The organism is Pedobacter sp. (genome assembly GCF_031119335.1).
Lineage (GTDB): Bacteria > Bacteroidota > Bacteroidia > Sphingobacteriales > Sphingobacteriaceae > Pedobacter.
This window is the reverse complement of sequence record NZ_JAVHXT010000011.1, coordinates 35,214-62,170: the sequence shown is the minus strand read 5'-3', so window position 1 is coordinate 62,170 and position 26,957 is coordinate 35,214. Positions and strand designations below refer to the sequence as shown.

Below are 26,957 nucleotides of genomic sequence, written 5' to 3'. Positions count from 1 at the left end.
TCGTGCCTATTTCTGTTTATGTTATGTAATTTTCCACATTTACTTTCATTTAGAAGGAATTTAAAACCATCTAATGAGGTGTTTAAATTGCATTTAAAGGTTGGTTTTTGTATTTTTGTTTTGATTAAAAATCAACCTTTTTAATTATAAACAAACACAAATTTTAATACACAAAAATTGCTTTTGTAAAACGGGTTTTATACAAACCTGAACTTTATCGAAGGCAAACCATCTAAGATGAGCATTTACAACGATTATATTCAAGAGATTGAAGACAGAAAAACCCAAGGTCTTCATCCAAAACCAATTGATAGCGCAGAATTATTAAGCGAAATCATTACTCAAATCAAAACTGTTAACAATATCAATAGAACAGACGCTGTTAACTTTTTCATATACAATACCCTGCCGGGCACTACAGCCGCAGCAGGAGTAAAAGCACAATTTTTAAAGGAAATTATTGCAGGTGAAACTGTTGTTGCAGAAATCACTCCTGATTTTGCTTTCGAACTATTGTCGCACATGAAGGGCGGTCCTTCTATCAAAGTTTTGTTAGATATCGCATTAGCTGATAATGGGGACAAAGCTCATAAAGCTGCGAATGTACTTAAAACGCAAGTTTTCTTATACGATGCCGATACAGATCGTTTAAAGGATGCATACAACAACGGCAACGAAATTGCCAAAGAAATTTTAGAGAGTTACGCTAAAGCTGAATTCTTTACCGAGTTACCTGCTGTTGCCGAAGAAATTAAAGTGGTAACCTTTATTGCTGGTATTGGCGATATTTCTACAGACTTACTATCACCAGGCAACCAAGCACACTCACGTTCAGATCGTGAATTGCATGGAAAGTGCATGATTACCCCAGAAGCTCAAGCAGCTATCAGGGAATTACAAGCACAACATCCAGACAAAAGCGTGATGTTGGTAGCTGAAAAAGGCACAATGGGTGTAGGTTCTTCACGTATGTCGGGTGTAAACAACGTAGCACTTTGGACAGGAAAACAATCTAGTCCTTATGTTCCTTTCGTAAATATTGCCCCAATTGTGGGTGGCACCAATGGCATTTCGCCAATTTTCTTAACTACAGTTGATGTTACTGGCGGTATCGGTATCGATCTTAAAAACTGGGTAAAGAAAACTGATGAAAACGGAAACGTTATTCGTAACGAACAAGATGAGCCAACTCTGGAGGAGGTTTACTCTGTAGCAACAGGAACAGTGCTTACCATCAATACCAGAACTAAAAAATTATACAACGGCGACCAGGAGTTAATTGATATTTCTAAAGCATTAACGCCTCAAAAAATGGAATTTATCAAAGCTGGCGGTTCTTACGCTATCGTTTTTGGTAAAAAAATCCAAACTTTTGCAGCTAGAGTTTTAGGCATAGAAGCTCCAATAGTTTTTGCTCCAGCTAAAGAAGTGTCTATCGAAGGCCAAGGCTTAACTGCTGTAGAAAAAATCTTCAATAAAAACGCAGTAGGCTTAGCTCCAGGCAAGGTTTTACATGCAGGTTCTGATGTTCGCGTAGAAGTAAACATTGTAGGTTCGCAAGATACTACAGGTTTAATGACCGCTCAAGAATTAGAGGCAATGGCTGCTACGGTTATCTCTCCAATTGTTGATGGTGCGTACCAATCAGGTTGCCACACAGCTTCTGTTTGGGATAAAAAAGCACAAGCCAATATCCCAAAATTAATGAAGTTCATGAACGAGTTCGGCGTAATTACTGCTCGCGACCCTAAAGGAGAATACCATTCGATGACGGATGTGATCCATAAGGTATTGAATGATATTACTGTTGACGAGTGGGCAATCATCATCGGTGGTGACTCGCACACACGTATGTCTAAAGGTGTTGCTTTCGGTGCAGATTCGGGAACGGTTGCTTTAGCTTTAGCAACTGGCGAGGCTTCTATGCCAATTCCAGAGTCGGTGAAAGTAACCTTCAAAGGCGCAATGAAAGAACACATGGATTTCCGTGATGTGGTTCATGCTACGCAATTGCAGATGTTACAACAGTTTGATGGCGAAAACGTATTCCAAGGTCGTATCATCGAAGTACACATCGGAACTTTATTAGCTGACCAAGCTTTCACATTTACTGATTGGACTGCAGAAATGAAAGCAAAAGCTTCTATCTGTATTTCTCAAGACGACACCTTGATTGCTTCATTGGAAATAGCGAAAAGCCGCATCCAAATCATGATAGACAAGGGAATGGACAACCATAACCAGGTGCTACAAGGTTTGATTAACAAGGCAAACAAGCGTATCGAGGAAATTAAATCGGGTATTAAACCTGCTTTATTGCCTGATGATAACGCTAAATATTACGCCGAAGTAGTAATCGATTTAGACATCATCAATGAGCCAATGATTGCCGACCCAGATGTAAATAATGCTGACGTTTCTAAACGTTACACGCACGATACGATTAGAGATTTAACTTTCTACGGTGGCGATAAAAAAGTAGATCTTGGTTTCGTAGGTTCTTGTATGGTGCACAAAGACGACTTGAAGATTGTTTCTCAAATGTTGAAAAACGTAGAAACACAAACTGGCACCGTATCATTTAAAGCGCCATTAGTAGTTGCTGCACCAACTTACAATATCATTGATGAGTTAAAAGCAGAAGGCGACTGGGAATATTTACAAAAATACTCTGGTTTTGAATTTAGTGATGCTTTACCTAAAAGCGTAGCTCGTACCGAATACGAAAACATCATGTACCTAGAGCGTCCAGGCTGTAACTTGTGTATGGGTAACCAAGAAAAAGCGGCCAAAGGCGATACAGTAATGGCTACATCAACACGTTTGTTCCAAGGCCGCGTGGTAGAAGACAGAGATGGTAAAAAAGGCGAGTCGTTACTAGCATCTACACCAGTTGTTGTTCTTTCAGCTATCTTGGGCCGTATTCCAAACATCGAAGAATATAAAGCAGCAGTAGAAGGAATTAATTTAACGAAGTTCACGCCTATCTCAACAAAACAATAGAAAAAGTTAAGCTCGCGAAGGCACCAAGCTTTAACAATAAACTAAAGGCGAGTGTCTCTACCCGCCTAAATATCAAAGAGGTCAGCCGGATGTACCGAGCTGGCCTTTTTTTTATGCAAACAATTGCATAGAATGTTTTTAAATAAGATAAATTAACAAAACTCAAAAACAAGTCTGTTAAAAATTGTTTAATTTAGATAGCATCGTTAATAACAATAATTATAAAGAACAATTATGGCTTTTGATATAGAAATGATTAAAAAGGTTTATGCAACTTTTGGCGAACGTGTAGATGTAGCTCGCGAATTAGTTGGCAGACCTTTAACGCTTTCAGAAAAAATATTATATGCACACCTTTGGGACGGCAAAAAACCAAATAAATCGTTTACTCGTGGTACTGACTACGTAGATTTTGCTCCAGATAGAGTGGCAATGCAAGATGCAACAGCACAAATGGCATTATTACAGTTTATGCAAGCTGGCAGACCAAAAGTAGCCGTGCCTTCTTCGGTACATTGTGATCACTTAATCACTGCCAAATTAGGTGCAGAAATTGATTTACCTCACGCAAAAACCGAAAGTGCAGAAGTTTTCGACTTCCTTTCGTCAGTTTCGAATAAATATGGTATTGGCTTCTGGAAACCTGGAGCAGGTATCATCCACCAAGTAATTTTAGAAAACTATGCTTTTCCTGGTGGAATGATGATTGGGACTGATAGTCACACCGTAAATGCGGGTGGTTTAGGTATGTTGGCTATTGGTGTTGGCGGTGCCGATGCCTGCGACGTAATGGCTGGCTTACCTTGGGAGCTTAAATTCCCGAAACTAATTGGTGTAAAGTTAACTGGAAAATTGAATGGTTGGACTTCGGCTAAAGACGTAATCTTGAAAGTTGCTGGTATTTTAACCGTAAAAGGCGGTACTGGCGCTATTGTAGAATATTTTGGCGATGGAGCCATTAACCTTAGCTGTACTGGCAAAGGTACTATCTGTAACATGGGTGCAGAAATTGGCGCTACCACTTCTACTTTCGGTTACGATGAAAGCATGGAACGTTATTTACGAGCTACCAACCGTGCAGATGTTGCCGATGCTGCTAATGCCATAAAAGAACATTTAACCGGCGATGCTGAAGTTTATGCATCACCAGAAAAGTATTTCGACCAATTAATAGAAATCAACTTAGATGAATTAGAACCTTACTTGAACGGTCCATTTACACCAGATTTAGCTACGCCTATTTCGCAAATGAAAGCAGTTGCCGAAGCTAATGGATGGCCAACTAAAGTAGAATGGGGCTTAATTGGTTCTTGCACCAATTCATCTTACGAAGATTTATCTCGTGCGGCTTCGGTAGCAAAACAAGCTATCGATAAAGGCTTGGGTAAAAAAGCCGAGTTCGGCATTAACCCAGGCTCAGAGCAAGTGCGTTATACTGCAGAGCGTGACGGTTTATTAGGTACTTTCACCGATTTAGATGCAACAATTTTTACCAATGCCTGCGGACCATGTATTGGTATGTGGGACAGAACAGGCGCTGAGAAAGCAGAGAAAAACACTATCGTACACTCATTTAACCGTAATTTCGCTAAACGTGCTGATGGTAATCCAAACACTTACGCTTTTGTAACTTCTCCAGAAATTGTAGCTGCAATTGCCATTGCTGGCGATTTAGGTTTCAACCCACTTACCGACACGTTAACAAACGATAAAGGTGAGCAGGTAAAACTTGACGAACCTACTGGCTGGGAATTACCAGAAAAAGGTTATGCAGTAGAAGATGCAGGTTTTCAAGCTCCGGCAGAAGATGGCTCTAACGTAGAAGTTAAGGTTTCCCCTACTTCGCATCGTCTGCAATTGCTAGATCCTTTTGCACCTTGGGAAGGTACAGATTTAAAAGGCTTGAAACTGTTGATCAAAGCTAAAGGCAAATGTACTACCGACCATATTTCTATGGCTGGTCCATGGTTAAAATTCCGTGGTCACTTAGATAATATCTCTAACAACATGTTAATCGGTGCGGTAAATTACTTCAACGATAAAACAGACGATATTAAAAACCAATTGACTGGCGAGTACGGACCTGTTCCTGCTACGCAACGTGCATACAAAGCAGAAGGCATTGGCTCTATCGTTGTCGGCGACGAAAACTACGGCGAAGGTTCATCTCGTGAGCATGCAGCTATGGAGCCTCGTCACTTGGGCGTACGTGCGGTGTTGGTAAAATCATTTGCTCGTATCCACGAAACGAATTTGAAAAAACAAGGTATGCTGGGCTTAACCTTCGCAGATAAAGAAGATTACAACAAAATCCAAGAAGACGATACCATCGATATCTTAGGTTTAACAGAATTTGCGCCTAATAAGCCATTAACATTGGTATTACACCACGCAGACGGATCTACAGAAACTTTTGAGGTAAACCACAGCTACAACGAACAACAAATTGAGTGGTTTAAAGCTGGTGGCGCCCTGAATATCATTAGAAAAGAAGCTGCCGCGAAAGCAGCGCAGGCATAATAGTTTGTTAGTTCTCTCGTCATTTCGACTAAAGGAGAAATCTAACGCTTAGTAAATAAAAACCCAATTGGCTTAATGCTAATTGGGTTTTTATTTGTAGCCTAATACCTAATCAATTATTTCTTACCACTTTATTAGAAGAGCAATTATACTGCTACTATTTCCCGAAAGTCTTGCTGTACATTTCAACTCCTCGCCTACGCTGCACTTCGGCTGTGGGGTTTCCATTTCCATCAAGTCTATTTAACTTCTTGCTTTGCTACAATTAAAACGCTAACTCATTTGTTGGCGTCCCCGCCAACGAGTAACCTACCATTTATAAAGAGAGAAACTTAAATAAACAACTTAAAGCTCCATTGCTAGTTGGCGGGGACGCCAACAAGGGAGTTAAATCCCCTATTTGCAATGGCTTATAAATTCAAACTGAAAGAGGGGAACACACAACGAAATTCCTCCCGATACATTGGGAGGTGCCCAGTTATGTTCGTTAACCACGAACGCTTCAAAGCCTGCTCTTGCCTGTTGGTCGGAATTTAACTCCCTTGTTGGCGTCACCGCCAACGGGTAATTTTATTATCTGTAAAGAGAGAATTTTAAGTAAAAAATCCCACTGTTCTCACTCACGTGATGCCCATGTCGATGAAAAACACACTAACTGCAATTCCAACTCGTTGGCAAGGACGCCAACAAGAGAATAAAATCAGCACCTCCCTCGTTGGCGTCCTTGCCAACGAGCAAAAATTACTCTTTATAATGAGTTATAAAGTCAAAAGGACTTTCTCCATTTTCATAAAATGAAGCAGAAGACCAATAGTAATCTTCTGACAAAGAAGCTAAATTCCAATGAGCTTGCAAGGGATTATGATGAATATAATCCAACTTTTGCTTTAAAAATTCTTCGCCCCAACATTCTTTAACCATACAATCTCGCTGCCAAAACTGAAATGTTCTATCTACGAGGTTAACTTGATAATTTGTTAATTGCGCATTATCTTCATTTATTCTCTTTTTAAACTCATGAGCCGTGTAACTTAATAAGGCACCTTGAACATTGGCTCTATCAAAGCCATCTTCAATTTTCCATAATAAATGAATGTGATTAGGCATAATCACAAAGCCATAAATTGTACAACGTTTTTGTGTTACAAGCCATTTCATTGCATCAATTATTATATGCTTAAAATCATCACTTAATAAATGTTGCCAATTTAAAATTGTAGCTGTAAGAAATTCTGGATGATAAGATTTTAGCATAAAAGTATAGGATAGGTAGAATTAAAGCTAATAAAATTTGACGGGAATTTTTTGCTATCCTACTCGTTGGCGGGGATGTCAACGAAAGAGAATTTCCACGCCCTCCTAAGTTGGCGTCCTCGCCAACTACTATTATAATAAAAATGCTTTCACGACCCTTCCAAAGCTTCATCTTCAGTTAGAAACTGTTCTATAGCATGTACATCTTTTTCAAAAACATGCAACTGGACACCACTTATCGAAGTATCAAAAACTGGATAAAAAATTTGATAAGACTTTTGTAGTAGAATTGACACGGCTCGTTGGCGAGGACGCCAACAAGGGAAAGAAATTGTACAACGCTTTTGTGTTACAAGCCATTTCATTGCATCAATTATTATATGCTTAAAATCATCACTTAATAAATGTTGCCAATTTAAAATTGTAGCTGTAAGAAATTCTGGATGATAAGATTTTAGCATAAAAATCTAGGATAGGTAGACTTAAAGCTAATAAAATTGAAGGAATTTTTGGTATCCTACTCGTTGGCGGGGACGCCAACAAGGGAAAGGAAACTTACTATTATAATGAAAAATGCATCACAATCCCTCCAAAGCCTCATCTTCAGTTAAAAACTGATCGATAGCATGAACATCTTTTTCAAAAACATGTAATTGTACCCCACTTATCGAAGTATTAAAAACCGGATAAACTAATGCCACATTTTCACCTGAAAGAAAACATTCAAAGCCAGCATCCAGCAAACGACTTTTCACAATATTCGCTTCCATTGGATTTTCGAAAGTTTTATAAACTACTATTTTATTATCTGTCATAAGATCTAGTTAAATTCGTGACCACACTTATAACAATGATAACACTTATTTGCTTTAAAAGGATAAATAGTCATTAAAATAGATAGTACAGCCACCCACCAACTATGTTTATTTTTTGTTGCCAAACCATAGCTTACATTGGTAGAGCCGCAATTTTCACAAACTACCTTATCTACATCTTGTTCAGCATCCATTTCTGGCACATCGAGCGATACATCATCCGCCAACAAAGCGTTAATTCGCTCCACATCCTTTTCAAAAACATTCAGCTTAACACCTCCTATCGCTTGGTTAAAAAGCGGATTTATCGTTGCTACATTTTCGTCTGTTAAAAAGCAGGGAATACCAGCATCCTCCAATTTCGCTTTAACAATATTGGCTTCTATTGGATTATAAAAAGTGCTGTAAACTATGATTTTATCGCTCATCCCTATAAATATAGAGAAATTTACTTCGATAAAAAATCTTGCCACCAATAACCAGATTGCTTGATGGTTCGCTGTTGCGTTTTAAAATCATTATGGACGATACCGAAACGAGCTTGATAGCCCTCTGCCCATTCGAAATTATCCATCAAAGTCCATGCTAAATAACCTGTGACATTGACACCTTCATTTTTAGCCCTCAGCATTGCGGCTAGGTAAGCTTTAAAATATTCGGTTCTTTCAGGATCATCGATTTTACCATCAATTACCTTATCATGAAATGCTGCCCCATTTTCAGTTATCATGATATTTTTCACTTCTGGATAAGCGGCAAACTGTTTGATAATACGATAGAAGCTATCTGCATTAATCTCCCAGCCCATGACGGTGTGCGGCACTCTCCTATTTTTCGCTTTTACTTCCCAAGCTTGTACTACAGGAACAAAAGCATTGTATTTAATTACCAAAGGAAAATAATTCTGGATACCAATAAAATCGAAATCAAATTTCATTCGTTCCTGATGGCGCCAAGTGGAATGAGTAACTGCAAATTTCTCTAACACATCCCATTCGGCAGTGGGAAAGCCCATCCCTAAAACTGGCTCTAGGAAAAAGCGGTTCATTAAAGCATCTACTCGTTTAGCAGCCAATAAATCTTGTCCCGATTGCGTATAAGGAATAATCTCAGAACATGAAAATGCCGTTCCGATAATGGCATCTTTAACTTCAGCTCTTAGAATTTTAGCTCCATCAGCTTGAGCGATTGCGGTATGTAAAGCTGCATCGAAGAAGTTGCTTACACCCGTTTGTCCTGGAGCATGAACACCCAACATATAACCTAACGAGGTAAAACCGAAAGGCTCGTTAATGACAATCCAATGCTTCACTTTGTTACCGTATTCTTTTGCACAAAAAAGTGCATACTCATTAAATGCGCTATTGATAGCGAAGGCAGTCCACCCACCTTCTTTTGATAAAGCTTCGGGCAAATCCCAGTGGTACAAAGTAATCATGGGCGTCACTCCTCGCTTTAAACATTCATCTATCACATTGTGATAAAAACTTACACCTTCTTGATTTAACACTGCATTGCCCAAAGGGAAAATACGTGACCAAGCAATAGAAAACCGAAAAACATTAAATCCTAAAGTTTTAACTAAAGCGATGTCTTCTTTATAACGATGGTAGAAATCACAAGCCTCGCTCGGGTTGTGTCCTTTTTTTGTCTTCCCTGGACGTTTGGAGAAAGTATCCCAAATGCTCGGTCCCTTGCCGTAACTATTTGCAGCCCCTTCTATCTGAGCTGCAGCAGTAGCTACACCCCATAAAAAGTCTTTACCAAAATCGCTGCTGTACATTACATCAAATAAAATGAATAATCGGGATGCTCGGGTTAAATTAAAGTTAAGTTATTGTTTTGATTGAACCACCTAAGAAATCTAAGTTCATTTTAGAAAAAACTATATTGATGAACTAAAACTTAGTTGCTCTAAGGTGGTAAACAAAATCTATCCCAAGCCTATCTGCTTCAACAAAATCGCTGCATTAAACTTAGTGCAAGGTCCTTGCTTAATTAGATAATCAAACTCCATTTCGTTGCCCACTAACTGAATATCAAAATGGAAATTACGTACAGCATTTGGATGAACTTGCTCTAATTCCGACAATTGTAAGTCATGAGTGGCAAATAAAGTTGGCGTTCCTATTTTAATGAGTTTTTCGATGAAGGCTTTCGAACCATCAAATTTGTCTTTGCTATTAGTTCCACGCAACATTTCATCAATCAACACAAAAGCATTTGGATGCAACTCAACTTCGCTCAATATCATTTTCAAACGGTTTAATTCGGCTTTAAAAGTAGAAGTACTTTCAATCAAATTGTCTTTGATACGCATGTAGGTTAACAAGCGGAAAATAGATAAATCCATTTGCTTTGCGCAAACAGGAGCACCCGCATAAGCCAACACCATATTAATTCCAACAGTACGAAGAAACGTACTTTTCCCTGCCATGTTAGAACCCGTGATTATATCTACAGTTGCCGTTTCTCGTAATGCGTAACTGTTATCTACTCTTTTACTAGTGGGAATTAACGGATGTCCCAACTCATCGGCTTTCAGAGAAAAATTCTGATTGATGGCTGGAAATACCCAATCTGGATGATTGCAATTTAGTGTTGCAAAAGAAATCAGTTCTTCGAAATAACCAATTCTATCTAAACCTTGAGCAACCTGATCGCTCACATTTCTAGTCCAATTCCCCAATTTAATGCAACATTTCAAATCCCATAACAAGAAGAAATTGAGTACAGCGTATAAAAGGAAATTCAATCGGGCATCAAACTCAACAATGATTTTGGCCAAGGTTTTGATATGCGCACTAACTTTCTCTTCAGAAAGGAATAAGTCTTTAATGTATTTGCTTTTCCAGTCCCGCTGTTCTGTCCATTCAATGGCATCTGCATAGCTACTTAACAGTCCAGAACTTCCACTAAAACCATAATAAACTGTCGTGATTTGTTTAGAATAGAAGAATGTCAACATTGCGTTAGCAAAAGCCATTAATCCGAAAATACTCCAAAACGTACCTCCAAAAATTAATCCCACCAAGAACAACACTAACATTAAATAAGGCACCGTCTTCACGTAAAACTTAAGCAAGCTATTAGAAGTGAAAGTAACCTGTTTCAATAATTGGCTTCCTAATTTCTGTTTAATTTCCTCTATCCTAGTTACTTCGTAACCTTTTAAGTTAGCCCTAAAAGCAAAGGTGCTATCAATATGTTCCGTTAATTCTTTAATTGCTTCCTGACGTTCTACAATCAAATTTCGGTTGCTCACCGTAGCCAAATGCTTTGCCAATTCTTCTACACCAATTTTCGAAGCGCCTCTGTTTATTAAAGCATAGAGTGAGGATTTGCCGAAAATATCCAAATCAGAAAGGTAAGGATGATTTTCATCTTCAAAAGCAGTTCCATCATCATATCCATTCGCTTTACCCTGCAATAAAGCAATCTCATTCTCAAAAACCCAAAGTAAATTTTGGTGGAACTTGTACTGCTTTTCTAATTTGTTTTGTTGCCTAACTACCGCAGCAAAAGTGAAGATGGGCAATAGCAGTAATACAGACCAAATTGCATTTGCCGTACTTCCTTCTGAACTTACCAAACCCACAAAAAGTCCAATTTCTACCAGCAACAATGCTACTCGCACAAAAGAAAGCTGATCTACTTTTTTCTTTAATGCGGCAATTTCTATTTGTTGCTCTTTTGCAGAAGCTTCATATCGTTTTAATCTATCTAGCTCGGTATTTAACATTATATTTGAGGAATTAAGCTGTAAAGATAAAAAACGCAAGCATTAGATGAAGATTACCTTAATTGCCATCGGTAAAACTGAAGATAAATATTTAATTGAAGGGATTGACAAGTACCTGAATAGATTGAAGCATTACATTAACTTCAACATGGTAATTATTCCCGATGTAAAAAACACTAAGAACCTTACCGAAGCACAGCAAAAAAACAAAGAAGCAGAATTGTTACTAAAGCAATTGAACAATAGCGATGTTGTGGTGTTGTTAGATGAGAAAGGCAAGAAATTTACGTCTGTTCAGTTTTCATCCTACATCAATAAGCAAATGGTGGGCAGTGTGCAGAACTTAGTATTTATTATCGGCGGTCCTTACGGCTTTGATGAAAACATTTACAAAAGATCAAATAGTAGCATTTCGCTGTCAGACATGACTTTTTCTCACCAAATGGTACGTTTATTTTTTGTAGAACAACTTTACAGAGCTTTTACTATATTAAAGAACGAACCTTATCATCATGAGTAAAAGATATAGCCACAAATGTGTAAATTTAACATCGTTGAAATTAATTTTATCTGTGAATCTGTGGCTAAAAATTATGGAAAACACTTATCCAAATCATCTAATTTAAAAAGGAGGAATTATGAAACTACCAGGAGATTATAAAAGAAACTATAGATTTAGAAGTGACACATCTAAAGAACAAAGATATTTGACCATTATGATTGCAGTAGTCATCATCGCTGCAATACTTTTATATTTTCTATAACTAACAAAGGCTGATCAACGACCAGCCTTTGTTAGTTATGGACGAAAGCCAATTGTTAGATATTTTTATTAGGTTTTCCAGACATAAAAAACACCAGCTTACCACCGTTTAAAATATCTGAATGCTTTAACGAATAGCCATTTAAATCCTTTCCATTAAGGGTAATTTTTTTGACGTAAACGTTTTTAGGTCCTTGCCCTACCGCTTCTACCACAAATGTTTTTCCGTTTTCTAGATTTATGCTCGCTTTATTTACCAGCGGGCTACCAATTGCGTATTCGTCTGATCCAGGTGCTACTGGGTAAAATCCCATCGCCGAGAACATGTACCAAGCACTCATCTGTCCGCAATCATCATTCCCGCCTAATCCGTCTGGAGTTGGCTTATATTGCATGCTTAATATCCTACGAACTTGCGCTTGGGTTTTCCAAGGTTGCCCAGCCCAATTATATAGATACGGAACATGGTGCGCTGGTTCATTGCCATGTACATAACCACCTATAATACCTTCACGTGTAATATCTTCTGTATCAGCAAAAAATTCATCAGGTAAATGCATAGTAAACAAGGTATCTAGCTTTTTAGCAAATTTTGATTTCCCTCCCATTGCTTCTGCCAAAGCACTAGGATCGTGGGGAACGAAAAAGCTATAATTCCAAGAATTGCCCTCAATAAAGCCTTGACCATGCGTGCTCATCGGGTCAAATTTAGCAACCCAGTTACCATTTTCAGACTTAGGACGCATGAAACCAGACTGTTTATCAAAATTATTTCTCCAATTTTGCGAACGTTTTAAATATTCATTATAGATATCCGCTTTGCCCAATTTCTTCGCAAGTTGCGCAATAGCCCAATCATCATAGGCGTATTCTAAGGTGTTAGACACAGAGATACCGCTTCGCTCAGCTGGGATATAACCTTTATCTATGTAATAGCCAATCCCCTCATAATTCCGCTTATTTGAAGTGACAATGCACGCCTGTAGTGCTTTTTCCGCATCACCATTAAATACACCTTTTACAATTGCATCTGCAATTACAGACACAGAGTGATATCCGCTCATACACCAATTATCGTTAGCATAATGCGACCAAATGGGCAACATTTTAAGCGAGTTCTGATCAAAATGCGCCAACATCGATTTAACCATATCATTATTTCTTGATGGCTGCACAATATTAAAAAATGGATGCAAGGCCCTGTAAGTATCCCACAATGAAAAAGTAGTATAATTGGTAAATCCATTTGCTTTATGCACGTCTTGATCTAGCCCTTTGTATTCTCCATTACTATCCATATACGTAGTTGGGTTGATAAACGAATGATACAAAGCTGTGTAAAAATTCACCATATTATCTTGATCAGTTTCCACTACAATTTTGCTCAGTTCTTTATTCCAATCGTTTTGTGCTTGTTTCTTCACAGCGTCGAAATCCCAGTGCGCTATTTCTACACGCATATTTTCCAAGGCGTTTGCTTGCGAAACGGGTGACAACGCAAACTTCACCTTTACTTTTTCATTCGCCTTGGTATCAAAGTCAAAATACATCTTAATATCACGTGCTGCTAGCTCCGGAAAATTTTTAGTTTGATCAAATTTTCTCCAAAAGCCTCGATAGATTGCATTTTGATTTTCATACTTAGATCCGTACGACTTGAACGGTTTAGAAAAACTCATTGCAAAATATACCGTACGGGTTCTTGCCCAACCATTGGTTTGTCTATAACCAGTAATCAAGGTATCGTTCACCACACGTACGTAAGTCCAAGTATTTTTGCCTTCGTAATTATAGATACCTGCGGTGAGGTCTAAAACAATATGAGATTGGTTAGATTGCGGAAACGTATACTGATGCATCCCAACTCTGTTCGTAGCAGTTAATTCTGCTGTAATATTATAGTCGTCGAGTTTGACCTTGTAATATCCAGCTTCGGCGGTTTCATTGGCATGCGAAAAACTAGAGCGGTAGCCAGATCCAGGTTGGTTTGCAGTTCCAGGGTTCAACTTCAACTTACCAACAGTTGGCATCATTAAAAAATCACCCAGATCCGAGTGTCCCGTTCCGCTGAAATGAGTATGACTAAAGCCAGTTATCGTTTTATCTTCGTATTTATAGCCAGCACAATATTTGTAAACTTCGCCGTTGTACCGCCCATTCAAGGCATAAGATACGGTATCTGTTTCGGGGCTTAATTGTACCGCTCCAAACGGAACAGTAGCTCCCGGATAAGTATGCCCCATCTTTTCCGTACCAATAAGGGGCTTAACGTACTTCACTAAATTCTGCTGCGCAGTAGCATTCAAAAAAATGGACAACAGTCCAACTGCAAGAAGTTTCTTCATATTTTAGTTTTGCTTTATTTTCACCTCCCAGAAATCAATTTAATTCTGAGCGTACCAATGCTTTTTTAGGTTTTGGTTATGGTAAAAATAAGAAAGCCCCGTAGCTTTTCAAAACTACGAGGCCATTTTTTGCATTACTAAATCGATTAAGCTCCTCTTTTAGTAGGCATAGTTGCTTTTTTGGCAGGTGCAGCCGTTTTAGCAGTTGGTGCTTTCGCAGCTTTTGCTTTAGGGGCAGCTTTCGGCTTAGCTTCTGTTTTATCTTCTACCTTAGGCGCATCTTCTTCTGTACCTGGAGCAGCTTCCGTAAACAAAGGCATATCTTTTAAAAAGTTGTACCAAGCTAAAATCTTCTTCATATCAGAAGCATAAACTTTATCTTGATCGTGGTTTGGAGCAACTTCAACAAAGAATTTTCTCAAAACATTACCATCAGCTTTAACATCAGGAATTGCAGTTTTAGTCGCTGCAATATTTGCCAAAACATCAGTTAATTTCAATTCTTCGTCTTCTCCGTAAATAGTGATATCTTCTAAAGAAGCCAATTTAGTGTTCGTTAGATTAGCAATAATCTTCAACTTTTGCTCGTCAAGACTTTCTAAAACATAGCCAGCTTTATTTTGTCCAATTAATTTGAACAAACCTGGTCTGCCCGAAACAGATACAATTCCTCTTAAATTCATAAATTTTATGTTAAGCGAATAGCGTAAGGCGTTAAGCGTTCAAAACGCCAAACTCCAAACGCTCAACGCATTTAGTCCTCTATTACTTCTACCGTTAAAATTTTATCGCCTTGGCGTATATCGTCTACCAAGTCAACGTTTTCTACCACTTTACCAAAACAAGTGTGGTTACGGTCTAAGTGAGCAGTATTGTCTCTGCTGTGGCAAACAAAAAACTGAGAACCACCAGTGTTTCTACCAGCATGCGCCATAGAAAGCACACCTCTATCGTGATATTGGTTATCGCCATCTAACTCACAATCAATTTTGTAACCCGGACCACCAGTACCAGCCATACCAGAAGCGCCATCCTTAGAATTAGGACAACCACCTTGAATTACGAAATTAGGGATTACACGGTGAAAAGTTACACCATCATAAAATCCTTCTTTAGCTAATTTCTTAAAGTTAGCAACAGCTTTAGGAGCATCTTTTTCATAGAACTCCACGGTCATATCGCCTTTTACCGTTTTTATAATCGCTTTACCCATTTTCTTTTTTATATAAGGATGCAAAAATACACAAATTAATTAAATGTGATAACAGGTTGATAGGATGATGAAATATTAAGAGTTATTTGGAAATGATTGTTTCTACTAGTCGGTTTCGGCAGTCCCGCTTTCCGCTTATCCCGATGAAAAATCGGGACCGCTTCAATCTGGTTTAATTAACAAAAACCTGTATTTCAAGCCAACATTCTAGCCAGCTCTATAATATATCACCCTTTCAGGGTTTAAATAAATATCATTGACAATGCTATAATCATTTCATCCCTTCGGGATTTACATTCGACAAGGAAGGTATAAGCCTGCTGCTTTTCTTTAAAAACACGCAACTTTACAATCTTTTAACATTATAACTCACAACACTAAGTCCTTCCATTATTTCAACAATAAAACAATCCAACCATACAACAATTTACATCTCAACGTTCTTCTTTTAGTTGCTAAATTTTAACTTCGTATCTATGCAAGGCAAAAAATATATCCTTCTGGTTTTATTTCTCATACTTCAAGTTGCCGCTAAGGCAGCTTCCATCCTCATTTATATGGACGAAGGCCAGAAAAACCATCTTAAAGCCTATGGAATTGCTTATTGGTGCATTAAACAACAAACCGAAGTAGATTGGCTATTGAACTATCGAGGTGGTAGCTTTTTGGTAAAACACGCCAAAGCCATTGAAGACGAGCTCAAAATTAGAGGCGTATCTTACGAAGTACTAGCCGATGGAAAAGTAAGTGCTATTTTAAACGAAATTATCGACCCGGCCGTAAACATGGAAATGGTGAAGCTAGAAAAAGCACCAAAAGTTGCCGTTTACTCGCCCAAAAGTAAACTGCCTTGGGACGATGCCGTAACTTTAGTACTTACGTATGCCGAAATTCCTTACGATGTAATTTACGATGATGAAATATTAAAAGACAAACTCAGCACCTACGATTGGCTGCACCTTCACCACGAAGATTTCACAGGACAGTACGGAAGGTTTTGGTCGGCCTTTAGAAATGCCACTTGGTACCAAGAAGACGTAAAATATCAGGAAACGGCCGCTAAACGCAATGGTTTCAATAAAGTTTCTGAGATGAAATTAGCGGTAGCCAAACGTATTAAAGAGTTTTGTGTAGGTGGCGGATTTCTATTTGCTATGTGTTCTGGAACCGACAGTTTCGACATTGCTTTAGCTGCCGAAGGTGTAGATATTTTGGAAAGCATGTTCGATGGTGATGGTATGGACGCCAACGCACAGTCAAAGCTAGATTATAACAAAGCGGTTGCCTTTACCAATTTTAAATTGGACATGAACCCTTACAGATACGAATTTTCGGACATAGACGTTACAGAAACCCGTGTTGGCTTCGACAAATCTAACGACTTCTTTACCTTATTCGATTTCTCTGCCAAATGGGATTTAGTGCCGACAATGCTCACCCAAAACCACGAAAAAGTAGTGAAAGGCTTTATGGGGCAAACTACAGCATTTCGCAAAAGCTTGGTAAAACCTAGTATAACAGTGCTTGGCGAGAATAAAGCTGGTGCCGAAGTACGTTACTTGCACGGAGAAATTGGCAAAGGTCAGTTCAGCTTTTATGGTGGCCACGACCCAGAAGATTACCAACACCAAGTAAATGATCCACCAACCGATTTGAGCTTACATCCTACTTCTCCTGGTTACCGATTGATTTTGAATAATGTTTTGTTTCCTGCGGCTAAAAAGAAACCGCAGAAAACGTAGTTAAGGTTTTAACCTTTCCAAAAGCCCGCGAAACTGACCCTGAAATAAATTCAAGGTGACGCAATATTTTATGCTCCGTCATGCTGACCACGAAGTAGCTGCAAAGCAAATTTAGTTCAGCATCAGCTAAACGATAAGCATGCTGCCAGAAATTTAAAAAATCTCTATATTTGCGACAGTAAAAATCAAAAACACCACCGCATGTAAGATTAAATTTCTTTCCATTCATTAAAGACCGCAAAGCAACTGCCTTGCCTATCCATTCATCTTTAAAGAAAGAAATTATGCTTACCCTACAAAATATTAGCTACATACATCCTAACAAGGAATTACTTTTCGATGGTATTAATTTAACCATTAACGCACACAATAAGATCGCACTAATTGGAAACAATGGTGTAGGAAAATCAACTTTGTTTAATATTATCCTTAACAATTTACAACCTAAAACCGGCAGAATTGAAGTTGAAGGTATGCCTTATTATGTCCCTCAGGTTTTTGGCCAATTTAACCAGCTAAACGTTGCGCAAGCATTAGGAATTGAAAGTAAACTCAACGCATTAACACAAATCTTAGCAGGTAATGCTACGGAAGAAAACTTTGCCAGACTTAACGACGATTGGACGATTGAAGATCGATGTAAAGAAGCATTGGCATACTGGCAATTGGAAGGCCTCGAGCTTTCACATCCGATGGTCTCTCTAAGCGGTGGACAAAAAACCAAAGTATTCTTGGCGGGCATCCAAATTCATCAGGCAGAATTTATCTTGTTAGATGAGCCAAGTAACCATCTAGATTTAATTGGCAGAGAATTGCTATATCAGTTTATACAGCATACCAAAAGCACTTTATTCATCATTAGTCACGATAGGAAATTGCTTAACCTACTAGACACGGTTTGCGAATTGACCAGAACAGGCATCAATATCTTTGGTGGTAATTATGATTTTTATGCATCGCAAAAACAAATAGCAAACAGTGCGCTAAGTCAAGATATCCAAAGCAAAGAAAAAGCATTGCGCAAGGCGAAAGAAAAAGAACGAGAAACGATGGAACGCCTACAAAAACAGGATGCTCGTGGCAAAAAGAAGCAAGAAAAAGCTGGGGTGGCTCGCATCATGATGAACACTTTAAGAAACAATGCCGAAAATAGTACAGCGAAAATAAAAGACATCCATACGGAAAAGATTGGTGGCATTACTAGCGAGTTAAGAGCTTTAAGACAAAATGTTGCCGATATCGATCAAATGAAATTCGGCTTCGATAATACCAAGCTGCACAAAGGAAAAATCTTGTTTAAGGCTACAAACTTGAATTACAGTTATGGGCCTAAGCTACTTTGGAAAGAAAGTTTGAATTTTCAAATTAACAGCGGCGAACGTATTGCGCTGAAAGGCAGTAATGGTTCTGGAAAAACTACATTAATTAAGTTGGTGCTAGGTGATTTAGAAGTTGAAACTACCTACAACGCTGTTGCTAATGCCATTTATATCGACCAAGATTATTCTTTAATCGATAACAGGCTATCTATTTATGAGCAAGCGCAACATTACAACACTAACGCTTTACACGAACATGAAGTTAAAATTAGGCTGAACCGTTTCCTGTTCGCCAAGGATAGTTGGGACAAATCTTGCGGCAGCCTAAGTGGCGGCGAAAGAATGCGTTTAATGCTGTGCTGTTTAACCATTAAAAGCATAGCACCAGATTTGATTATTTTAGACGAGCCTACTAACAATTTAGATATACAAAATATCGAAATCTTAACCGCAGCAATTAACGAATATCAAGGAACATTGATTGTAGTTTCTCACGATGAATACTTTTTGGCACAAATAAATATCCCGAAGAATATAGAATTATTTTAGCCAAATTTCCTAGATGCTGGCCAACTTTGTATGCTTTTGTAAACACTACGTTACAAACGTAAAGCACCATAAAGCCAACAACCTAAACAACAATAACAATCTGTAAAACAAATAATTAAACACATAATCGATATAACATCGGAAGGCCTTATGGCACAGCTTTTGGACTTTAGCAATCGTTGAAAATGGTTTCAACTTGAAAACTGAAATGTTATGAAAAAGATATTATTAATTGGAACCGCTCTCTTACTTTCTAGTCCAGCTTTATTTGCTCAAACTACAACCATTGGCGGCAGCGATGCGAGAATTGGTGTAAAAGCAGGAGTAAACTTATCTAAGTACCGCTTTTCGGGCAGAAGCGAAAACAAAGAGTTAATAGATGAACTAAATAAAAACCAAGAAAATAACGTTGGATTTAATGTAACTGTGTTCGGTGATTTTGGAGTAGCTAAAAACTTCGCTTTACAACCCGGAGTGAGTCTACAAAATAAAGGTACAAAATTCACGGATGTAGACGGCACTAGTGGAATTGAGGTGCAACAAAGTACCATGTGGATTGATGTTCCGATTAACGCAGTATACAGCATCCCTACCGGAAATGCAGGCGCAGTTCAGCTTAGTGCTGGTCCGTATTTAGGTTTTGGTATTTCTGGAAAAAATAAGTTTAAAAACATAACACCTAATGAACAACAGACAGATTTTGATTTTGGTGACGACGCACAGCCTTTAACTGGTAGTGCTGGTATGGATTACGGAGCGAACTTTGGCCTTGGTTTTAGAGCCAACAACGGGATTATCCTTGGCGCCAATTACGGTTTAGGGATGGCAAATCTTATCCCTAAAGATGCTAGATCTAATAGTCAAGACTCGAAGCAGAAAAATAGAGTATTAGGTTTTAGTATCGGTTATTCATTCTAATTAACTTAACAATCATCGTATGCCAGTCGTTGAAAAACGACTGGCTTTTTTGTTTTAAACAGATGTAGCAAAATTGCTTTTCACTACATTTGAAAATGGAGATTGTAAAAGTAAGCGACAGTATCGCAGAAGTAGTAGCCGACAACCTAGTAATTAGCAAAATAGAAGATGGTATAGATTTGGTGGGAAACGTTTATTACCAAGGATTTGACAATGTGATTTTGCATGAAAAGAATATCACTCCCTTATTCTTTGATTTGAGTACCAAAATGGCTGGCGAGATTTTGCAAAAATTTTCTAATTACAAAATGCGTTTAGCCATAGTAGGCAATTTTGCGAACTATCAAAGTAAGAGCTTTATAGATTTTGTGTTCGAGAGCAATAAATTAGGTCGCATCAATTTCGTAAATTCAAAATCTGAAGCCATTGAGGCTTTATCAAAATAGAAACTTAAATATCCAAATCATGCATCCAATTTTGAAAGATGTTATCGCTGTTATTGTAGGCGTTGTTATTGGCAGCTTAGTTAACGGCGCAATTATTATGGTAAGTGGAAATATTATTCCGCCGCCAGCCGGATTAGATATCACCACCGAAGAAGGCTTAAAAGCTGGTATGCACTTAATGCAACCAAAGCACTTTATCTTTCCTTTTTTAGCACACGCCATTGGAACCTTTGTGGGGGCTTATATCGCGGCTCGCTTTGGCGCACATAAAATGATTGCTGCAATGATCATTGGGGTATTCTTTTTAATTGGTGGCGTTTGGATGGTGATGATTATGCCATCGCCAGTTTGGTTTACTATTGTTGATTTGGCAGGCGCTTATTTGCCTGTAGCCTATTTTGCGGGAAGAATAGCGAGGGGAGCTGAAAGAAACGATTTAGCTTAATTTGAACTTTGATGAAAGGTCATGCGACAAATTACAAAGATACTTTTATCGCAGTGGCGGATGATTGAAAGCTATACAGAAGAAAACGGAAGTAGTAGCACGAGCCTTGCATTTTAAACGGGATTGTAGTGGTAATCCTTTTTGCTGCGTCATTTCGAAGGAGGAACGACTGAGAATTGAAAAACAACGAAGTTAAATCTATTAAATAGCACTCTTAGCTTTCAGATTTAGCTTCGCTTTCTTTCAGTTCTCACATGCGTTCGAAATGACGGCAATATGTTCACAAAAAGATTGAAACGGAAAGCCCGACTGAATTTACCTAAGCCGCACAACAGATGCTTTTCAAAAAAAATTAATCGTAGAAATTCCAGGTTAAACCAAGTGTTAACAAACGATCTGGCATTGGGTAACGGTTAACCGTATAATAACCGCCACTAAACAAGCCCTGATTTACATATTGGTATTTAGCAAACAAATTTGCTCTTCGCAAACCTACCTTAATCCAAGCGTCTACAATTGGCTTTGAACTGAACTTGATTGGATCGCCATTGAAAAACTGACTTGCCGCAGGCGAATATGACTTAGCCAAGTAAGTATCGTTGTAAAAAATATCGAAGCCCAACTGTGTTTTTAGGAACTTAAAAAACGTTTGATCTTTATACAAACTGGCAAACAGATAAACCTCTGGCGTACGTAACAAATCTTGCTCATCAGTTTTTTGATAAACACCAAAAAGCGTTGCGTGGAAACTTCCAGCATCTAACTGTTTACCAACTTTTAACTGCAACAAACTAATTTCTCCGTTATGCTGTTGTGGCAAAATTGCCCTATCTATTGTAGGCGAAGCGCCGAAATAAAGATAGTTGCTAATTAGATAGTAAGATGCACTGGCATCTAGCTTTAAGAAGTTATTGAGATAAGCAAAGGTAAAATTGGTAGTTTTTGTTCTAGAAAAATCACGTCTTCTATCCCACTGGTAATGATTACCAAAATATCTGTTAAAAATTTCTTCTGGCGATTTATTTTGTGTGTAAGCACTCATTACAATTTTGCCAGTTTTTTCGGTAAGGGCAAAATTACTGCTGGCTTCGTATAGGTAATCGCCGGCGTTTAAGCCTTGAAAAATTTGTTGAACATTTAAATTAACATCTACTTTGTTGCTAAAACGATAGCCTAGAGCGCCCAATAAGGTGGTGTTTTGCGCACTAAAATTTCTATTGAAAAAAATGCTGTTATCTGCTTGTAAAACCTGCTGCTTAAAATTATAAATATCGTTTCTAATTCCGGCATCTATTTTTAGCTCGTTTTTAATGAAAGAACTGCCTTTTGCACGCAAGAAAAAACTATAAATAAATTCATTTTGTAGGTGTTTTACGTTGGTAGTGTCGTTGGTAAAAACCAAATCTGAAACGGCTACGCTTGGCAAAACGTCATACGTATCTGCTTCGTTTTTTTTAAAGCTAAACGAGCTGTTGGTATAAACGAAAGTGTGGGTAATTTTATTTGTTGGCAGTATATTTTGTGTGGTGCTATTTGCCGTACTATCTATTCTACCTACAAAATAACTCTGCCTAATCATAATAGAGTTATCCCTGTAAAGCTGGCGAGCACTTTTTAAACGTGTTGGCTCTGCCTTTTTGGTTACCAGGTTATTGCCTACTGGGTTAAAAATAATGGTGTCTTTTAAGATGGAACCATTTTCTTGCGCTTTCATGGTATTAAAAACGGCATCTACCCAAACGTTGTAACGCTTGTTTTTTGTTTGATACCAAGTGAAAAGTGTGCCATTTAATACGTCGCCTCGCTGCCTTTGATAAAAACCATTGGCACCAATACGATTAAAATTCGCTCCAAAATTCCAATTAGGTTTGATATTTTGCGAGTGGATGATTTTTAGCAACTGTACATTATCGCCTGCACTAATGTACGATAGGCTTGTAAAAGGTGAACGTGCTCTATAGAACTTGATATCGTCGTGAGTAAATTTGTACATATCTAACGAGCGGAAACCTGTTTCGAAACCAATGGTTTTTATCGGTTCAAAAAGCATTGATTCTGCTGCCAAACCCACCAATCCAGTTCCAACTGTTGGTCTGCGTGGCTGTGCTATTGGGCTAAAATTATGGATGCCAGTTAGTGTAGTATCAATTGGTAGTGTTTGTATGCTGTCTTTAGTTAGTTTACGTGTGGTGTAACGGATATATTTAGCCGTAAAAACCACCGAGTCGCGAGATTGCTCTTCTTTTTTACGCAACGAATCGAGTTCTTTATTACCTGCTATAGTTGTTTTTAAATCTTGCGCATGTACCTTAAAAGCATTGGCAAGGCCCAAAAACAGAAAGAAAAGAACAGCTACAAATATTTTCTGCATTACAAAGACGAGATAAGCTGACTTAAAATTTTAGTCATTTTTGGTTCTGCTTTCGACGCAGTTTCTATGATTTCTTCTAAACTTACTGGCTGCAATTCTTCCGGAAAACCTTCGTCTGTTAAAACAGAAATTGCAAAAACGGGAATACTCATGTGGTTGGCTACAATTACTTCGGGCACAGTGCTCATACCTACCGCATCGCCGCCAATGATACGTAAATATTTGTATTCGGCTTTGGTTTCGAGGTTTGGTCCAGTTACCGATACATAAACGCCCTGATGGCAAGTAATATTTTCGTCTTGTGCAATTTTTAGCCCTTTTTCAATGAGTTCTCTGTTATAAGGCTGGCTCATGTCAGGAAAACGCGGTCCAAAATCTTCGTTATTTAAACCTCTCAATGGGCTTTCTGGCTGTAGGTTGATATGGTCGTTAATGATCATTAAATCGCCTTTTTTAAATTCAGGATTTAAAGAACCTGCAGCATTAGATACGAACAGATACTTAATACCCAACAATTTCATTGCCCTAATTGGGAAAGTAATTTGCTGCATACTGTAGCCTTCGTAAAAATGCAGGCGACCTTGCATAGCCACTACTTTTTTTCCTTGCAAAGTTCCAAAAATCAGTTTACCAGAGTGAAACTCTAAAGTAGAAATAGGGAAATTTGGGATACTCGAATACATAATGCTGTGTTCTACCTCAATTTCATTTACCAAACCGCCCAAGCCAGTTCCTAAAACAATGCCTACTTCTGGCAAAAAATCACCAATTTTATTTTTAATGTATTTTATTGATTCGTTGAGTGTGTGCAACATAGTCTAATATTTTTTGGTCAAACCTGCTCTTATCGGCTACGTTAATTTCGTTAGCAATTGGCAGGTAATATACAGGCAAATTTAACAGTAAATCTCTTAAATTATTATCTAATAAACGTTGTCCGTCTTTTTCTGTTGTTACAATGATTTTTTCCTTGGCAGGATTTGCCTGAAAAGCACTTACTAAAGCCTCAATTTCTTTTTCCGTAAAACGATGATGGTCTGGATATTCAAAAGAATGAATATTAGCCTGTTTGCTCGTCAAATACTGTTTTAAGGGTGTTGGATTAGCTATTCCCGTTAACAAAAAAACTTCCTCACTTGTGTTAAAACCAACTTCTTCAGCTGTATAAAGGTGCTTTAATTTCTGATATTTGATGTGCGCAAAAGCCAAACCTTGCTGAGTGTTTAAATTGAGTTTGTTCAAAATCTGTTGTCTTTCGTTAGCAGAAATTTCTTGTGGAGATTTTGTAATTAAAACTTCCTGCGCTCTTTTTACACCCAAAAATGGTTCTCTTAAATTTCCGGCAGGCATTAGCATTTGAAACTTACTGATTTTCGCAAACTCGAAAAGTAGCACATTAAATCCGGCTTTTACTTTTCTGTGTTGGTAGGCATCGTCCAACAAAATCACGTCGTGGCTACCTTGTAAATGGTTGATGCCCGTTACCCTATCTTCACAAACCGCAACGGTTACGTTTTTGAATTTGTGGAAGTATTGCAAAGGTTCATCGCCAATGGTTTCCGCTGTTGCGGTGTCATTAGCTAAAATGAAACCTTTAGTTTTTCTGCCATAGCCCCTACTTAAAATGGCTATTTTGTAATCGCTAAGCAGTCTTACTAAATATTCGGCAGTTGGCGTTTTACCAGAACCGCCAACGGCCAAATTACCCACGCAAATAATAGGTAAGTCGAAGCTGGTAGATTTGAAAATACCCCAGTCATAAAATTTGTTACGCACAAATACTACTAAAGCGTAAATCGCATTAAACGGCAACAATAAAAGGCGTAGGTATTTTAGCATACAAGTAGCACAAAATTAAGAATATTTGCCGATTGCGGTGCACTGCATTGTTATTATGTAGGTTAGGGAAAGTTCCGTTCCAAAAATATCACCCTTACAGGGTTTATCTATTATCAGCCTGTATTTCTATAAAAATGATACCACTTCGTGGTTATAGTTTAAAGTCCGAAGGACTGAGATTGTTATAGAAATTTAGATTGAGGTTATTTAAACCACGAAGTGGTGATATCAGTCTTCAACCGTACATATTCAAATCCCAGTTCAGCTAGACCTCAGAGAGGTCAAATATTTATAACAGAAAACGGCTACAAGATGCGACCCCGATGGGGTCGTACACATAAATCGGGCCATTGCTATAAATATTAAAATCCTACGGATTTAACACTTAATGCTTTTAGATTGAGCATACAAAATGAAATAAATCCCACTTTTATCTTTCCTTAGCTCTTTTAAGCGTAAACTATAAGAGGAGAAATTTGAAATTTCCACAGCTTTTTCCTTATCATTGATATTCGAAAAATCAACACATGAACAAAAACAAACGCCTTAAAGTTGGGCAGGGACAAATTAGCGGCTATCTTTCTATTTTCTTAGCAGTTTTAGTGTTACTAGCTGTTTTCTGTTTTAGATATCCTGAGCAATTGACCACACCAGAGTTTAGAGAAGTTTATACCAAAAGTATTGCCGAAGCCTTAATGATTTTCGGGGTAATTGCCTCTTTCTTTTTTGCCGCAGTAAGCTTGTTGTTGAGCAAAAAAATAAAATTGGCGCTGATAGGCACATCGATAACTGGTTTAGCCATTATTTTAGGCGCACTAACCTTAAACGGACGTGATGTTGTTAAAACTGATTGGCATTTTGGCTTAGACTGGATGATTTTAGACCTGCTTTTAATGGTGGCTATTTTTGTGCCTTTGGAGTTGTTTTTCCCTAGAAATAAATCGCAAACCAAGTTTCACGAAGAGTGGAGAACCGATTTAACTTATTTCGTCATCAGCCATTTGTTTATCCAGTTTTTCGGTATCGTTACACAAAAGCCTGCCGTTTTATTTTTTGGTTGGATTGGCTTAGAAAACTTACATGCTTGGGTGCAAGGTTTACCGTTTGTTGTGGCTTTGTTCTTGGCCTTTTTCACTACCGATTTGTTCCAGTACTGGGCGCATCGCACTTTTCATAGCAGGGTTTATTTGTGGCGTTTCCACTCTATACACCACTCTACACAAAACATGGATTGGCTTGCTGGAAGCAGAACGCACTTTATAGATATTTTCTTTACTAGAGCAATGACTTTTATTCCGCTTTACATTCTAGGTTTTTCATCAACTGTGTTTAGCGTTTACATTATTTTTATTGCTATACACGCTGTACTAATTCATGCCAATACCCGTATCAACTTTGGTTTCATCAAATACATTTTCACCACGCCACAATATCATCACTGGCATCATTGTGAGGACCCAAAGTATTACGGGCATAATTTCGCTTCTATCTTTCCTTTTATTGATATGATGTTTGGCACTTATTATCTGCCAGACAAAAAATGGCCAGCTGGTACGGGTGTACATGAAGCCTCTTATCCGAAGGGATTTATTAAACAATCTATTTATCCATTTACCAAAAGTCCGTTTGATACGGATTTGAATATGGAAGAACGAAGCGACAGATAAAACATT

General features: G+C 38.1%; 21 protein-coding genes. 9 read left to right on the top strand and 12 right to left on the bottom strand.

Annotation, left to right across the window (positions count from 1 at the left end; all coding sequences use genetic code 11):
- Window positions 1–237: 237 nt before the first annotated feature.
- Window positions 238–3,003 (top strand): bifunctional aconitate hydratase 2/2-methylisocitrate dehydratase, encoded by a 2,766-nt coding sequence (locus REI64_RS12560; RefSeq protein WP_308850477.1) that lies wholly within the window; start codon window positions 238–240, stop codon window positions 3,001–3,003.
- A 234-nt stretch (window positions 3,004–3,237) separates the two neighbouring features.
- On the top strand, window positions 3,238–5,523 hold the full coding sequence (locus REI64_RS12555) for an aconitate hydratase (RefSeq protein WP_308850476.1): 2,286 nt from the start codon (window positions 3,238–3,240) through the stop codon (window positions 5,521–5,523).
- Between the two features lie 741 nt (window positions 5,524–6,264).
- Here the strand turns inward: REI64_RS12555 and REI64_RS12550 are convergent.
- The 6 genes from REI64_RS12550 to REI64_RS12525 all read right to left on the bottom strand — a co-directional run bounded on the left by REI64_RS12550 (window position 6,265) and on the right by REI64_RS12525 (window position 11,334).
- Entirely contained in the window at window positions 6,265–6,777 is a 513-nt protein-coding gene (locus REI64_RS12550) for a transposase (RefSeq protein ID WP_308850475.1), read from the bottom strand.
- Between the two features lie 149 nt (window positions 6,778–6,926).
- Window positions 6,927–7,238 (bottom strand): hypothetical protein, encoded by a 312-nt coding sequence (locus REI64_RS12545; RefSeq protein ID WP_308850474.1) that lies wholly within the window; start codon window positions 7,236–7,238, stop codon window positions 6,927–6,929.
- A 117-nt stretch (window positions 7,239–7,355) separates the two neighbouring features.
- Complete coding sequence (locus REI64_RS12540) at window positions 7,356–7,592, bottom strand: putative signal transducing protein (RefSeq protein WP_308850473.1); 237 nt, start codon at window positions 7,590–7,592, stop codon at window positions 7,356–7,358.
- A gap of 5 nt (window positions 7,593–7,597) precedes the next feature.
- Window positions 7,598–8,020, bottom strand: a complete 423-nt coding sequence (locus REI64_RS12535; protein ID WP_308850472.1) for a DUF2007 domain-containing protein — start codon at window positions 8,018–8,020, stop codon at window positions 7,598–7,600.
- A 20-nt stretch (window positions 8,021–8,040) separates the two neighbouring features.
- Window positions 8,041–9,375, bottom strand: coding sequence for a GH1 family beta-glucosidase (locus REI64_RS12530; protein ID WP_308850471.1), 1,335 nt, complete (start codon window positions 9,373–9,375; stop codon window positions 8,041–8,043).
- A gap of 150 nt (window positions 9,376–9,525) precedes the next feature.
- Window positions 9,526–11,334, bottom strand: a complete 1,809-nt coding sequence (locus tag REI64_RS12525; RefSeq protein WP_308850470.1) for a DNA mismatch repair protein MutS — start codon at window positions 11,332–11,334, stop codon at window positions 9,526–9,528.
- Window positions 11,335–11,380: 46 nt separating this feature from the next.
- Here REI64_RS12525 and rlmH point away from each other — a divergent pair, with 46 nt between their 5' ends.
- Complete coding sequence (gene rlmH / locus REI64_RS12520; RefSeq protein ID WP_308850469.1) at window positions 11,381–11,854, top strand: 23S rRNA (pseudouridine(1915)-N(3))-methyltransferase RlmH; 474 nt, start codon at window positions 11,381–11,383, stop codon at window positions 11,852–11,854.
- A 299-nt stretch (window positions 11,855–12,153) separates the two neighbouring features.
- Here the strand turns inward: rlmH and REI64_RS12515 are convergent, their stop codons facing one another.
- The 3 genes from REI64_RS12515 to REI64_RS12505 all read right to left on the bottom strand — a co-directional run bounded on the left by REI64_RS12515 (window position 12,154) and on the right by REI64_RS12505 (window position 15,655).
- Entirely contained in the window at window positions 12,154–14,442 is a 2,289-nt protein-coding gene (locus REI64_RS12515; RefSeq protein WP_308850468.1) for a GH92 family glycosyl hydrolase, read from the bottom strand.
- Window positions 14,443–14,588: 146 nt separating this feature from the next.
- On the bottom strand, window positions 14,589–15,125 hold the full coding sequence (locus REI64_RS12510; protein WP_308850467.1) for a DUF5606 domain-containing protein: 537 nt from the start codon (window positions 15,123–15,125) through the stop codon (window positions 14,589–14,591).
- A 71-nt stretch (window positions 15,126–15,196) separates the two neighbouring features.
- Window positions 15,197–15,655, bottom strand: a complete 459-nt coding sequence (locus tag REI64_RS12505; protein ID WP_308850466.1) for a peptidylprolyl isomerase — start codon at window positions 15,653–15,655, stop codon at window positions 15,197–15,199.
- Between the two features lie 557 nt (window positions 15,656–16,212).
- On the opposite strand from REI64_RS12505, the gene REI64_RS12500 reads away from it, so the two are divergent.
- The 5 genes from REI64_RS12500 (at window position 16,213) to REI64_RS12480 (ending at window position 21,074) form a co-directional block, all read left to right on the top strand.
- On the top strand, window positions 16,213–17,397 hold the full coding sequence (locus REI64_RS12500) for an asparagine synthetase B (RefSeq protein WP_308850582.1): 1,185 nt from the start codon (window positions 16,213–16,215) through the stop codon (window positions 17,395–17,397).
- 284 nt (window positions 17,398–17,681) lie between these two features.
- Entirely contained in the window at window positions 17,682–19,265 is a 1,584-nt protein-coding gene (locus tag REI64_RS12495; protein ID WP_308850465.1) for an ABC-F family ATP-binding cassette domain-containing protein, read from the top strand.
- A gap of 213 nt (window positions 19,266–19,478) precedes the next feature.
- Complete coding sequence (locus tag REI64_RS12490; protein WP_308850464.1) at window positions 19,479–20,183, top strand: porin family protein; 705 nt, start codon at window positions 19,479–19,481, stop codon at window positions 20,181–20,183.
- A gap of 95 nt (window positions 20,184–20,278) precedes the next feature.
- Window positions 20,279–20,629, top strand: a complete 351-nt coding sequence (locus tag REI64_RS12485) for a DUF4180 domain-containing protein (RefSeq protein WP_308850463.1) — start codon at window positions 20,279–20,281, stop codon at window positions 20,627–20,629.
- 19 nt (window positions 20,630–20,648) lie between these two features.
- Complete coding sequence (locus REI64_RS12480) at window positions 20,649–21,074, top strand: hypothetical protein (RefSeq protein ID WP_308850462.1); 426 nt, start codon at window positions 20,649–20,651, stop codon at window positions 21,072–21,074.
- A gap of 352 nt (window positions 21,075–21,426) precedes the next feature.
- Here REI64_RS12480 and REI64_RS12475 read toward each other — a convergent pair whose 3' ends face one another.
- From REI64_RS12475 to lpxK, 3 genes are read right to left on the bottom strand one after another with little or no spacing between them, the layout of a single operon-like run.
- Window positions 21,427–23,445 (bottom strand): putative porin, encoded by a 2,019-nt coding sequence (locus REI64_RS12475; protein WP_308850461.1) that lies wholly within the window; start codon window positions 23,443–23,445, stop codon window positions 21,427–21,429.
- Complete coding sequence (locus tag REI64_RS12470) at window positions 23,445–24,260, bottom strand: purine-nucleoside phosphorylase (protein WP_308850460.1); 816 nt, start codon at window positions 24,258–24,260, stop codon at window positions 23,445–23,447. Before REI64_RS12470 ends, REI64_RS12475 begins: the two co-directional genes overlap by 1 nt.
- A complete protein-coding gene (lpxK, locus tag REI64_RS12465) occupies window positions 24,223–25,284 on the bottom strand; it encodes a tetraacyldisaccharide 4'-kinase (RefSeq protein ID WP_308850459.1) in 1,062 nt (353 codons plus the stop codon). The genes REI64_RS12470 and lpxK overlap by 38 nt, the downstream gene beginning before the upstream one ends.
- A 527-nt stretch (window positions 25,285–25,811) precedes the next feature.
- On the opposite strand from lpxK, the gene REI64_RS12460 reads away from it, so the two are divergent.
- A complete protein-coding gene (locus REI64_RS12460) occupies window positions 25,812–26,951 on the top strand; it encodes a sterol desaturase family protein (protein WP_308850458.1) in 1,140 nt (379 codons plus the stop codon).
- Window positions 26,952–26,957 lie beyond the last annotated feature (6 nt).

Excerpts from the sequence above, each read along its gene's own strand:
- REI64_RS12560 (WP_308850477.1), top strand. The coding sequence starts at position 238 with ATGAGCATTTACAACGATTATATTCAAGAGATTGAAGACAGAAAAACC.
- REI64_RS12555 (WP_308850476.1), top strand. The coding sequence starts at position 3,238 with ATGGCTTTTGATATAGAAATGATTAAAAAGGTTTATGCAACTTTTGGC.
- REI64_RS12550 (WP_308850475.1), bottom strand. The coding sequence starts at position 6,777 with ATGCTAAAATCTTATCATCCAGAATTTCTTACAGCTACAATTTTAAAT.
- REI64_RS12545 (WP_308850474.1), bottom strand. The coding sequence starts at position 7,238 with ATGCTAAAATCTTATCATCCAGAATTTCTTACAGCTACAATTTTAAAT.
- REI64_RS12540 (WP_308850473.1), bottom strand. The coding sequence starts at position 7,592 with ATGACAGATAATAAAATAGTAGTTTATAAAACTTTCGAAAATCCAATG.
- REI64_RS12535 (WP_308850472.1), bottom strand. The coding sequence starts at position 8,020 with ATGAGCGATAAAATCATAGTTTACAGCACTTTTTATAATCCAATAGAA.
- REI64_RS12530 (WP_308850471.1), bottom strand. The coding sequence starts at position 9,375 with ATGTACAGCAGCGATTTTGGTAAAGACTTTTTATGGGGTGTAGCTACT.
- REI64_RS12525 (WP_308850470.1), bottom strand. The coding sequence starts at position 11,334 with ATGTTAAATACCGAGCTAGATAGATTAAAACGATATGAAGCTTCTGCA.
- rlmH (WP_308850469.1), top strand. The coding sequence starts at position 11,381 with ATGAAGATTACCTTAATTGCCATCGGTAAAACTGAAGATAAATATTTA.
- REI64_RS12515 (WP_308850468.1), bottom strand. The coding sequence starts at position 14,442 with ATGAAGAAACTTCTTGCAGTTGGACTGTTGTCCATTTTTTTGAATGCT.
- REI64_RS12510 (WP_308850467.1), bottom strand. The coding sequence starts at position 15,125 with ATGAATTTAAGAGGAATTGTATCTGTTTCGGGCAGACCAGGTTTGTTC.
- REI64_RS12505 (WP_308850466.1), bottom strand. The coding sequence starts at position 15,655 with ATGGGTAAAGCGATTATAAAAACGGTAAAAGGCGATATGACCGTGGAG.
- REI64_RS12500 (WP_308850582.1), top strand. The coding sequence starts at position 16,213 with ATGGACGAAGGCCAGAAAAACCATCTTAAAGCCTATGGAATTGCTTAT.
- REI64_RS12495 (WP_308850465.1), top strand. The coding sequence starts at position 17,682 with ATGCTTACCCTACAAAATATTAGCTACATACATCCTAACAAGGAATTA.
- REI64_RS12490 (WP_308850464.1), top strand. The coding sequence starts at position 19,479 with ATGAAAAAGATATTATTAATTGGAACCGCTCTCTTACTTTCTAGTCCA.
- REI64_RS12485 (WP_308850463.1), top strand. The coding sequence starts at position 20,279 with ATGGAGATTGTAAAAGTAAGCGACAGTATCGCAGAAGTAGTAGCCGAC.
- REI64_RS12480 (WP_308850462.1), top strand. The coding sequence starts at position 20,649 with ATGCATCCAATTTTGAAAGATGTTATCGCTGTTATTGTAGGCGTTGTT.
- REI64_RS12475 (WP_308850461.1), bottom strand. The coding sequence starts at position 23,445 with ATGCAGAAAATATTTGTAGCTGTTCTTTTCTTTCTGTTTTTGGGCCTT.
- REI64_RS12470 (WP_308850460.1), bottom strand. The coding sequence starts at position 24,260 with ATGTTGCACACACTCAACGAATCAATAAAATACATTAAAAATAAAATT.
- lpxK (WP_308850459.1), bottom strand. The coding sequence starts at position 25,284 with ATGCTAAAATACCTACGCCTTTTATTGTTGCCGTTTAATGCGATTTAC.
- REI64_RS12460 (WP_308850458.1), top strand. The coding sequence starts at position 25,812 with ATGAACAAAAACAAACGCCTTAAAGTTGGGCAGGGACAAATTAGCGGC.